The sequence below is a fragment of the Streptomyces europaeiscabiei genome (genome assembly GCF_001550375.1).
Taxonomy (GTDB): domain Bacteria; phylum Actinomycetota; class Actinomycetes; order Streptomycetales; family Streptomycetaceae; genus Streptomyces; species Streptomyces europaeiscabiei.
In genome coordinates this window covers 1-9,764 of record NZ_LRTR01000163.1, presented here as the reverse complement: position 1 = coordinate 9,764, position 9,764 = coordinate 1, and the positions used below count along the sequence as shown (strand labels likewise).

Genomic DNA, 9,764 nt, shown 5'->3' with positions numbered 1-9,764 from the left:
GCGCTGGACCGGCTGGAGGGCGCCGGCTGGCGCACCCTGCACTCCGTGCCACTGCCCGGCGGCGACCGCATCCACCACCTGGTCATCGGCCCCGGGGGCCTGTTCTGCGTCCGGTCCCTGCCCGCCCGCAGGCGGCGCGTCGTCATCACCGACCCCATGGTCGCGGTCGGCCGCCACGAGCCCCGCGCGCTGCTGCGCGGGCTGCGCGCCGACGCCGACCGAGCCTCCTACGCCCTCACCGCCGACGTCCACCCCGTCCTCGCCCTCGCCGAACCCTCCGGCCTCGACATCACGACGCCCCCGCGCGAGGTCCGTGTCCTGTGCGACACGGACCTCGCCGAACTCGCCCGCACGGGCGGGCTGCTCAAACCGGCGGACGTGGAGGGGCTGCACGCGACGGCCCGGGACCGGCGGACGTGGACCCGGGTGTAGGCCGTCACGGCAGGGCGTGCGCGGCCTCCGGGTCCAGGAGCGGCGCCAGCAGGTCGCCGTGCTCCTGAAGACGAGGGGCGATGTCAGGGGCGCGGAAGACCAGGTGGGCGGGGGAGGCGCACTCCTCGACCTCGGTCCAGGTCACCGGGGCGGAGACGGTCGGCTCGGGGCGGGCGCGCAGGGTGTAGGGGGCCGCCGTGGTCTTGCGGGCGGCGTTCTGGCTCCAGTCGACGAAGACCTTGCCGGGGCGCAGACTGCGGGTCATACGGTGGACGACCTGGCGGGGCAGCGCCTTCTCGGCCTCGACGGCGAGTTCCTTGGCGTACTCCGTCACCCGCTCCGAGGACGCCCCGCGCACCGCCGCCAGCAGATGCAGCCCCTTCGACCCGGACGTCTTCGCGTACGCCTCGATCCCGTCCGCCGCGAGCCGGTCCCGCAGCCAGCAGGCGACCTCGCAGCACTCGACGACCGTCGCGGGCACCCCCGGGTCCAGGTCGAGGACCAGCCGGTCGGCCTCGTCGTCGGAGCCGACGGTCCACTGGGGCGTGTGGAACTCGGCGACCTGGTTCGACGCCCACATCAGGCTCGGCAGGTCCTGGACCAGCACCATCCGGGCCGGTCCCTCCATCCGCCGCACCTCGGCGGTGGTGACCCAGTCGGGCGTGCCCGGCGGCACGTTCTTGGTGAAGAAGACCTGGCCGCCCGGCCCGTCGGGGTAGCGGAGGAAGGAGACCGGGCGGTCACGCAGATGCGGCAGCAGGGCGTCGGAGGTCGTGGCGTAGTAGTGCAGCAGCTCGCCCTTGGTGAAGCCCGTCGCCGGGTGGAGGACCTTCTCCAGGTTGGAGAGGGCGACCCTGCGGCCCTCCACCTCGGTGATCGGTGTCATGGGAGCCAGAATCCCATGATTCGACGCGAAAGCGGGCATAGCGCCCGGCGGTCGGACTCCCGCCTACGCGCCCCGGTGGCTCCGTGCTCCCGTACCCCCGTGCTCCCGTGCTCCTGTGCTCCCGTGCTCCTGTGCTCCCGTGCTCCCGTGCGGGGTCAGGCGCCCACGTACGCCGCCAGGTGCTCCCCGGTGACGGTCGAGCGGGCCGCGACGAGGTCGGCCGGGGTGCCCTCGAAGACGACGCGGCCGCCGTCGTGACCGGCCCCGGGGCCGAGGTCGACGATCCAGTCGGCGTGTGCCATGACCGCCTGGTGGTGCTCGATGACGATCACCGACTTGCCCGCGTCGACGAGCCGGTCGAGCAGCCCGAGCAGCTGCTCCACATCGGCGAGGTGGAGGCCGGTGGTCGGCTCGTCGAGGACGTAGACCCCGCCCTTGTCGCCCATGTGGGTGGCCAGCTTGAGCCGCTGCCGCTCGCCGCCGGAGAGCGTGGTGAGCGGCTGCCCGAGGGTGAGGTAGCCGAGCCCGACGTCCGCCATCCGCTCGATGATCCGGTGGGCCGCCGGGGTGTGCGCCTCGCCGCTGCCGAAGAACTCCTCCGCCTCGGCGACCGACATCGCGAGCACCTCGCTGATGTCCCGCCCGCCGAAGCGGTACTCCAGCACCGACGCCTCGAACCGCTTCCCCTCGCACTCCTCGCACGTGGTGGCGACGCTCTGCATGATGGCCAGGTCGGTGTAGATGACGCCGGCGCCGTTGCAGGTGGGGCAGGCGCCCTCGGAGTTGGCGCTGAAGAGCGCCGGCTTCACCCCGTTGGCCTTGGCGAAGGCCTTGCGGATCGGGTCGGCCAGCCCGGTGTACGTCGCCGGGTTGCTGCGCCGGGAGCCGCGGATCGCGGTCTGGTCGATCGACACCACACCCTCGGCCCCTGCCTGTCGGGCCATCGAGCCGTGCACGAGCGAGCTCTTGCCGGAGCCTGCGACGCCGGTGATGACGGTCAGCACGCCGAGCGGGATGTCCACGTCGACATCCTGGAGGTTGTTCGCCGCCGCGCCCCGGATCTCCAGCGCGCCGGTGGGCCTGCGCACCGTCTCCTTCAGGGCGGCCCGGTCGCCGAGATGACGGCCGGTGACGGTGTCACTCGCCCGCAGCCCCTCCAGGGTGCCCTCGAAGCAGACGGTGCCGCCCGCCGTGCCGGCGCCGGGGCCGAGGTCGACGACGTGGTCGGCGATGGCGATGGTCTCCGGCTTGTGCTCCACGACGAGCACGGTGTTGCCCTTGTCGCGCAGCCGCAGCAGCAGGTTGTTCATCCGCTCGATGTCATGGGGGTGCAGGCCGATGGTCGGCTCGTCGAAGACGTAGGTGACGTCGGTGAGCGAGGAGCCGAGGTGGCGGATCATCTTGGTGCGCTGCGCCTCGCCGCCGGAGAGCGTGCCCGAGGCCCGGTCGAGCGAGAGATAGCCGAGGCCGATCTCCACGAACGAGTCGAGGGTGTAGTGGAGCTTGGCGAGCAGCGGCGCCACCGACGGCTCGTCGATCGCTCGGGCCCACTCGGCCAGGTCGCGGATCTCCATCGCGCAGGCGTCGGCGATGTTGACCTTGCCGATCCGTGAGGAGCGGGCCAGCTCGCTGAGCCGGGTGCCGTCGCAGTCGGGGCACTCGGTGAAGGTGACCGCCCGGTCCACGAAGGCCCGGATGTGCGGCTGCATCGACTCGCGGTCCTTGGCGAGGAAGGACTTCTGCAGCTTCGGGATCAGCCCCTCGTAGGTGAGGTTGACGCCGTTGATCTTGACCTTGGTCGGCTCGCGGTAGAGGAAGTCGTGCCGCTCCTTCTTGGTGTACTGGCGGATCGGCTTCTCCTTGTCGAAGAAGCCCGACTCGGCGATGACCCGCACCACCCAGCCGTCCCCGGTGTAGGTGGGGATCGTGAACGGGTCCTCGGAGAGCGACTTGGAGTCGTCGAACAACTGGGTGAGGTCGATGTCGGAGACCTTGCCCCGGCCCTCGCAGTGGGTGCACATGCCGCCGGTGCGGCTGAAGGTGACCTTCTCGGTCTTGGTCTTGTCGGCACCGCGGTCGACCGTGAGCCCGCCGCTCGCGGAGACCGAGGCGACGTTGAAGGAGAACGCGCCGGGCGGGCCGATGTGCGGCTTGCCGAGCCGGCTGAAGAGGATGCGCAGCATCGCGTTGGCATCGGTGGCGGTGCCGACGGTGGAGCGCGGGTCGGACCCCATCCGCTGCTGGTCGACGGTGATCGCGGTGGTCAGCCCGTCGAGCACGTCCACCTCGGGCCGCGCCAGGTTCGCCATGAAGCCCTGCAGGAAGGCGCTGTACGTCTCGTTGATCAGCCGCTGCGACTCCGCGGCGATCGTGTCGAACACCAGTGAGCTCTTCCCCGAGCCGGAGACCCCGGTGAACACCGTCAGCCGGCGCTTGGGGATCTCGATGCTGACATCCTTGAGATTGTTCTCCCGTGCCCCGTGCACACGGATCAGATCATGGCTGTCGGCGGCGTGCGGCCCGGGAGACTGTGTCTGTGTCCCCGCCCTCGTGGCCTTGGTCATCGTTCCTCCATCTGTCGTGCGGAGCCGCGTCCCGCGGCCCCCGCCGGCGTCGCCCGACTGGATCCGATCCGTTGGGAACAGTACGTCTGGTCGTGCGTCTTCCGCGGTGCTACGGCGAAGGTCGCTGGTGCCGGCCGAGGGCCGCGCGTCCACTCGGCCGGTGGCGCGGGCCGGGGACGGGCGGGGTGCTGCCTTCGCTTCCGGGACTCGGCTCCCGGACCCGGCCCCCGGCCCTGCGGGAGCCATCCCCGGACCTCAGACCTCGCGGACGTGGATCAGGTTGCCCGCGGGATCGCGGACGGCGAGTCGCGGACGCCGTACGGCTGCCTCGTCGGCTCCTGGACGATCCCGGCATCGCCGGCCGCCAGTCGCGCGAAGCTGCCGTCGCGGCAGGCGGTGGCGAGGAGGACACGGGCACAGATGCCCTCGGCCGTCGTCTCGACGATCGTGCGTCGCTCGCCGTCGTCGACGGCCGGGTCGACGAAGCTCGCGTCGAAGGTGCGGTTCATGCCTTCACGCTAGGCGCGCTCCACGCACCCGCGCTTCTCGAATCCTGACCGGTCCGGTGACGGGCTCTGCCGAACCCGTCCGGTGACGGGCTCTGCCGAACCCGTCCGGTGACGGGCTCTGCCGAACTGGTCCGGTGACGGGGTCCGCCGAACCGGTCCGGTGACGGGGTTCGCCGAGCGGGTCCACGGGCGGCCGGCGGCCGACGGGCAGGCGTGATCGGTCCGCGTTACGGTGTGGACAAACCGGTATCAGGGGCCCGAAAGGTGAGTGCAGCCCGTGCGATCGATCTGGAACGGCGCCATCTCCTTCGGCCTGGTCAGCATCCCGATCAAGCTGGTGAACGCGACCGAGAGCCACTCCGTGTCCTTCCGCCAGGTCCACCTGGAGGACGGCGGCCGCATCCGCTACCGCAAGGTCTGCGAGCTGGAGGACCGCGAGGTGACGCAGGGGGAGATCGGCAAGGCGTACGAGGACGCGGACGGCACGATGATCCCGATCACGGACGAGGACCTCGCGGCGCTGCCCATCCCGACCGCCAAGACCATCGAGATCGAGGGCTTCGTACCGGCCGAGAGCATCGACCCGCTGCAGGTGGACGCCGCGTACTACCTCGCGGCGAACGGCGTCCCCGCCGCCAAGCCGTACACCCTCCTCCGCGAGGCGCTCAAGCGCAGCGGGAAGGTCGCCATCTGCAAGTTCGCGCTGCGCGGGCGCGAGCGGCTGGGCATGCTGCGGGTCGTGGACGACGTCCTCGCCATGCACGGGCTGCTCTGGCCGGACGAGATCCGTACGACGGACGGGGTCGCCCCCGACACGAGCGTCACCGTTCGCGACAAGGAACTCGACCTCGCGGACGCCCTCATGGACACCCTCGGCGAGGTCGACCTCGACTCCCTGCACGACGACTACCGCGAGGCCGTCGAGGAACTCATCGCCGCGAAGGCCTCCGGCGAGGAGCCGGCCGCCGCCCCCGCCCCGGCCCCGGGCGCCAAGGTCCTCGACCTCATGGCCGCGCTCGAGAAGAGCGTCCGCGACGCCAAGGAGTCCCGGGGCGAGGACGTCGCCGACATCACCCCCCTCCCGTCCCGCCCCACCCCCAAACAGTCCCCGGGCAAGAAATCCACCACCCCGACCAGGAAGACGGCCGCCTCCCCGAAGAAGTCGACGGCCCAGTCGACTCAGTCGGCGAAGAAGACAGCGGCGAAGAAGGCAACGGCCAAGAGGGCGACGGCGACGAAGACCACGGCGACGAAATCCGCAGCAGCAAAGTCCACGGCGACGAAGACCACGGCAGCAAAGTCCACGACAGCGAAGACCACCGCGAAGAAGACCCCGGCGAAGAAGGCGACATCCCGCAAACGCTCAGCCTGACCGCCCCTGAAAGCTCAGCCTGACCGCCCCCCGAACGCTCAGCCTGACCCCCGCTTCGCCGCGCAGCGCCCGGGGCTATGCGGAGCGCCGTAGCGCGAGCACCGCGTTGTGGCCGCCGAAGCCGAAGGAGTTGGTGAGGGCGAGGTCGCCTTCGGACGGGAGGGGGCGGGGGGCAGTGGTGACGAGGTCGAGGGTGATCGCGTGGTCCTGGTCGGCGCAGCCGATCGTCGGCGGGATGACGCCGTGGTGGAGGGTCAGGGCGGTGACCAGGGCCTCTACGGCACCGGCGGCCCCCTGAAGGTGCCCGAGGCTCCCCTTGAGCGCCGTGACGGGCACCCGGCGCCCCGACAGCACCGCGGTCAGCGCGTTCGCCTCCGCGAGGTCACCGTCGACCGTGGCGGTGGCGTGCGCGTTGACGTGGACGACATCGGCGGGTGACGCCGCCGCGTCCGCGAGTGCCCGGCGCAGCGCGAGCGCCACCCCCGCGCCCGAAGGATCGGGCGCCGCCATGTGATGCGCGTCGGCGGACAGCCCCCAGCCCGCCGCCTCGCAGTAGATCCGCGCACCGCGAGCCCTCGCACGGTCCTCCGCCTCCAGCAGCAGAAAACCCGCCCCCTCGCCGTTCACGAACCCGTCCCGGTCCTTCGCGAACGGCCGGGACGGGCTCCCCCCACCACCGTTCAGCCCGTGCCGGGACAGCGCCCGCATCGCCGCGAACGACGCCATGATCGCCGGAGTCACCACCGCCTCGGCCCCGCCCGCGAGCGCCACGTCCACCCGCCCGTACCGGATACGGTCCACCGCCTGCCCGATCGCCTCGGTACCGGAGGCACACGCACTCGTGACGGTCCGCGCCTCCCCGGTGATACCGAGGTCGAGGGAGATCTGCGACGCCGCCTGCGAGGGCACGCACATCGGCGTGGTGAGCGGCGAGACACTCCGCGGCCCTCGGTCCCTCAACTGCCGGTCGCCGGCCACGAGCACCGACGCGTCACCGAGGATCGCCCCGGCGGACACCCCGACGCGCGCCGGATCGAGTCCGCTCGCCGCCGTACCGACGGGGTCGAATCCCCCGTCCCGCCACGCCTCCCGCGCCGCCAGCACGGCGAACCGCGCGGCCCGGTTCATCCGCCGGGCCCGGGGCCGCGGCAACAGGTCGGCGGGATCCACCGGCACCATCCCCGCGACCCGCACGGGTAACTCCGCGAATTCCTCCCCCTCCAGCTCCCGAATCCCGCAACGCCCTTCCAGCAGCCCCTGCCACAGCTCGCCCACACCCACACCGAGCGGCGTGACAGCCCCCAGCCCCGTGACCACCACTCGCCGCCCCGCCGAGTACGACATGCGCCATCCCCCAGTCCTCCGGGCCCCGTCGGCCTCTTGTCCCAGAGATGGTTCCAGCTTCAACTGCCCACTACACCCAGCTACGGCGTGCCGACACCAGGGCCTCGCTGACGGCATGACGACACCGGGGGCCCCGCCCGAGGGCACCCGGTGCTCGTGCGCGTACGCCGGCCCGGCTCAGAGCACCTTCGCGCGCACCAGCGCCGACAGGACGAAGGTGCCCGGGAGGAGGGGGAGCCAGACGGTGAGGACGCGGTAGCCGATGACGGTGGTGGTGGCGAGGGTCGCCGGCGCGCCGAAGGCGACGAGCGCGAAGACGAGCGCCGCGTCCATGGGGCCGAGCCCGCCCGGCGCGGGCACGGCACCGGCGGCCGTACTGGCGACGAGGTAGGCGAAGAGCATCTGCGTCCAGGACACCGGCAGCCCGAGCGAGGAGCCGACCGAGGCGACCACGGCGCCCTGGCACAGGGGGAAGGCGGCGGCCCCACCCCACAGGGAGAGCGCGCGGACGGGTCGGCTGTGCACGAGCCGCGTGTCGGTGAGAGCGGAACGCAGCCCTCCGATGAGGGGCCGCCGCAACGGCCGTACGGTCGTGATCAGGGTGACCACGGCGGCCAGGCTGACCCCGGTGATCGCGCCGACCAGGGCGAGGGTCTCGCCTTTCGGGAGGAGTTCGGCCAGGCGGAGCGTGCCCGGGAAGGCGACGACGAAGGCGACGATCACCAGCGTCTTGGCCACCGGTTTGACCGCCGAGTACAGGGCGAGTGAGGAGGTGGCACGGGCGAGGGGCATGCCACGGCCCCGCAGAAAGCGCAGGACGACGGCGTGGGCGCCGATGTTGCCCGGCAGCGCGTGGCCCGCGGCCCCGGCGGCGAACTGCACGGCCAGCAACTGCCCCGGCGGAAGCCGCTCCGGCACGGCCCCCTGCCGTACGCATGCGGAGGCCACCGAGCACAGGGCCGTGAAGACGACACCGGCCAGCAGCCACCGGGGGTCGGCCGACGCCAGCCGCACCGCCCCGTCATGGACCGTCCGCCAGTCGACCGCCGCCCACACCGCGAGCAGCGCCAACGGCAGCAGCATGAGAGCGAACCGCAACCGCCGGGCGTTCGCGGCCGACCGGGCAGGGAGCAGCGCCTGCACCCTGGCGGGCAGAAACGCCCCGACGCGCGCCGGGCGGTCGGCCGCGTCCTGGCCGGGGGCGGGGGCGCAGGGAGAGTCGGAGAGCGCCTTGGGGCCCGAGCAAGGGGCGAGGCCGTGGCCGGGACCGGGATCGAGATCGGGGTCAATAGCCGGGGCCGTGGCCTGGCTCGGGACTCGGGTGACATCCGAGGGCCGGGCCGGGCTGGGTATCAGCGTGAGGGGGTCGGTGACTGGGGACGGGGTGGGCCGCGAGGGGGGCGGCGCGTCGAGCGGGAGCGGGAACAAAGGGCACGTCGTCCTTCCGCGTCGCGCTGGTACGGCGGGGACCGCACCGGCGGAGGCAGGGCAAGTCAAGAACGAAGGGAACCCCAGGACCGTTCCCACCCCAAATGACTCCCCGGTATGCACCACCCGAACTCCTGCCACCGACAGAACGACGACACCACTCCCGAACAGCGACTCTGCCACCGAAGCCCGTCCGAACCCCACCGCCCCACATGAGACACAAGTCACCTTCCGGCCACCCCGGCACCGGGCCCCCGCCGAGATCATCACGACCGCCGGTCGACCTCCGATCCCTCCCGACGGGTCCGCCGCCGACCCAGCGGTGGCCCGCCGACTCCCACACCCCGGGACGACCTGTCCGAACCGAGGGCCGCCGACACTCATCCAGCCGCCGGGCCGCCGGGATGTCAGCCGCCGGGCCGTCACCGCTTCCGGCGCACGGCGCCCTCCGTGCGCCCTCGCCGCGCCCCCCTCTCGCTCGGCCCCGGCATCGGGATGGGGTTGGCTCCCGAATCGGGCTTGGGGCGGGTCCGGAATCGAGGTTCGGGGTCCGGGGTTGCTGGGGCGGAGCCCCTGGTGGCGGGCTGGGGCGGGACGGCGGGGGCGAGTAAAATCCCCACAGTCAAAGCCCAGTTCACAAGCTCGTGAGGCCACCGGATGACGCCCCCCACACTCACCCGCCCGACGCCCTGGTGACCCCCGCACAGTCGAAGACGGGCCCCACGCCCTGCCGGGTAACAGTCTGCCGGGACTGCTGCTGCGGCACCCCCAAACTGCCCGGCGTGGACCACGAGGCCCAGACCACCCGCCTCCAAGCCGTCGTCCCCACCCGGATCTCCACCTGCCTGGACGCCTGCGACCAGGCCAACGTGATCGTGGTCCAACCCTCCTCGACCGGCCGAGCCGCCGGCGCCCGCCCCGTCTGGCTGGGCCTGGTCAACGACCCCGACGCGACCGAGGACATAGTCACCTGGGTCCAGTCCGGCGGCCCAGGCATCACCCCCATGCCCCCCATCCTCGACCTCTACGTCTTCACCCCACCAAACCGCCGAACCACCACCTGACGCCTCCCACAAGCTCTCCGTCCCACCGCCCCGCCCCGCCCCGCAAACGCGAAGGCCTGCGGTACGACGCCGCCCAGGCGACCCGCACTCGACTCGAACCCCCGGGTGGGCGGAACCGCGACAGCGGTCACGGAGACATACCGCGCTGCCCGCGCTGCCCGCGCT

7 protein-coding genes and 1 pseudogene are annotated in these 9,764 nt (G+C 72.4%); 3 read left to right on the top strand and 5 right to left on the bottom strand.

The genetic code is table 11. The annotated features are described in order from the left end of the window. Positions 1-432 (top strand): nuclease-related domain-containing protein (locus AWZ10_RS07525; protein WP_167365925.1); only part of this gene is annotated, 432 nt, incomplete at its 5' end. Between the two features lie 4 nt (positions 433-436). Here the strand turns inward: AWZ10_RS07525 and ligD are convergent. From ligD to AWZ10_RS07510, 3 genes are all read right to left on the bottom strand, one after another. Further along, a complete protein-coding gene (ligD, locus tag AWZ10_RS07520; RefSeq protein ID WP_060890726.1) occupies positions 437-1,318 on the bottom strand; it encodes a non-homologous end-joining DNA ligase in 882 nt (293 codons plus the stop codon). Between the two features lie 155 nt (positions 1,319-1,473). Beyond that, the gene (locus AWZ10_RS07515; RefSeq protein ID WP_046705567.1) at positions 1,474-3,882 is read right to left on the bottom strand and encodes an ATP-binding cassette domain-containing protein; all 2,409 of its coding nucleotides are present in this window, start codon (positions 3,880-3,882) and stop codon (positions 1,474-1,476) included. Positions 3,883-4,157: 275 nt separating this feature from the next. Beyond that, on the bottom strand, positions 4,158-4,391 hold the full coding sequence (locus AWZ10_RS07510; RefSeq protein WP_060890725.1) for a hypothetical protein: 234 nt from the start codon (positions 4,389-4,391) through the stop codon (positions 4,158-4,160). Between the two features lie 277 nt (positions 4,392-4,668). Here AWZ10_RS07510 and ku point away from each other — a divergent pair, with 277 nt between their 5' ends. Continuing rightward, positions 4,669-5,763 carry a non-homologous end joining protein Ku gene (gene ku / locus AWZ10_RS07505; protein WP_482258095.1) on the top strand — a complete coding sequence of 365 codons (1,095 nt, stop codon included), beginning with the start codon at positions 4,669-4,671 and terminating at the stop codon, positions 5,761-5,763. 75 nt (positions 5,764-5,838) lie between these two features. On the opposite strand, the pseudogene AWZ10_RS07500 reads toward ku, so the two are convergent. Together AWZ10_RS07500 and AWZ10_RS07495 are read right to left on the bottom strand one after the other, a co-directional pair. Continuing rightward, a pseudogene (locus AWZ10_RS07500) lies at positions 5,839-7,092 on the bottom strand (beta-ketoacyl-[acyl-carrier-protein] synthase family protein); the annotation flags it as partial. 192 nt (positions 7,093-7,284) lie between these two features. Then, on the bottom strand, positions 7,285-8,535 hold the full coding sequence (locus AWZ10_RS07495; protein WP_060890722.1) for a lysylphosphatidylglycerol synthase transmembrane domain-containing protein: 1,251 nt from the start codon (positions 8,533-8,535) through the stop codon (positions 7,285-7,287). Positions 8,536-9,224: 689 nt separating this feature from the next. On the opposite strand from AWZ10_RS07495, the gene AWZ10_RS07490 reads away from it, so the two are divergent. After that, positions 9,225-9,599 (top strand): hypothetical protein, encoded by a 375-nt coding sequence (locus AWZ10_RS07490; protein WP_046707915.1) that lies wholly within the window; start codon positions 9,225-9,227, stop codon positions 9,597-9,599. Positions 9,600-9,764 lie beyond the last annotated feature (165 nt).

What these genes read in the sequence shown, in the direction of transcription:
- AWZ10_RS07515 (WP_046705567.1), bottom strand. Translation starts at nt 3,882, where the DNA reads ATGACCAAGGCCACGAGGGCGGGGACACAGACACAGTCTCCCGGGCCG.
- ligD (WP_060890726.1), bottom strand. Translation starts at nt 1,318, where the DNA reads ATGACACCGATCACCGAGGTGGAGGGCCGCAGGGTCGCCCTCTCCAAC.
- AWZ10_RS07510 (WP_060890725.1), bottom strand. Translation starts at nt 4,391, where the DNA reads ATGAACCGCACCTTCGACGCGAGCTTCGTCGACCCGGCCGTCGACGAC.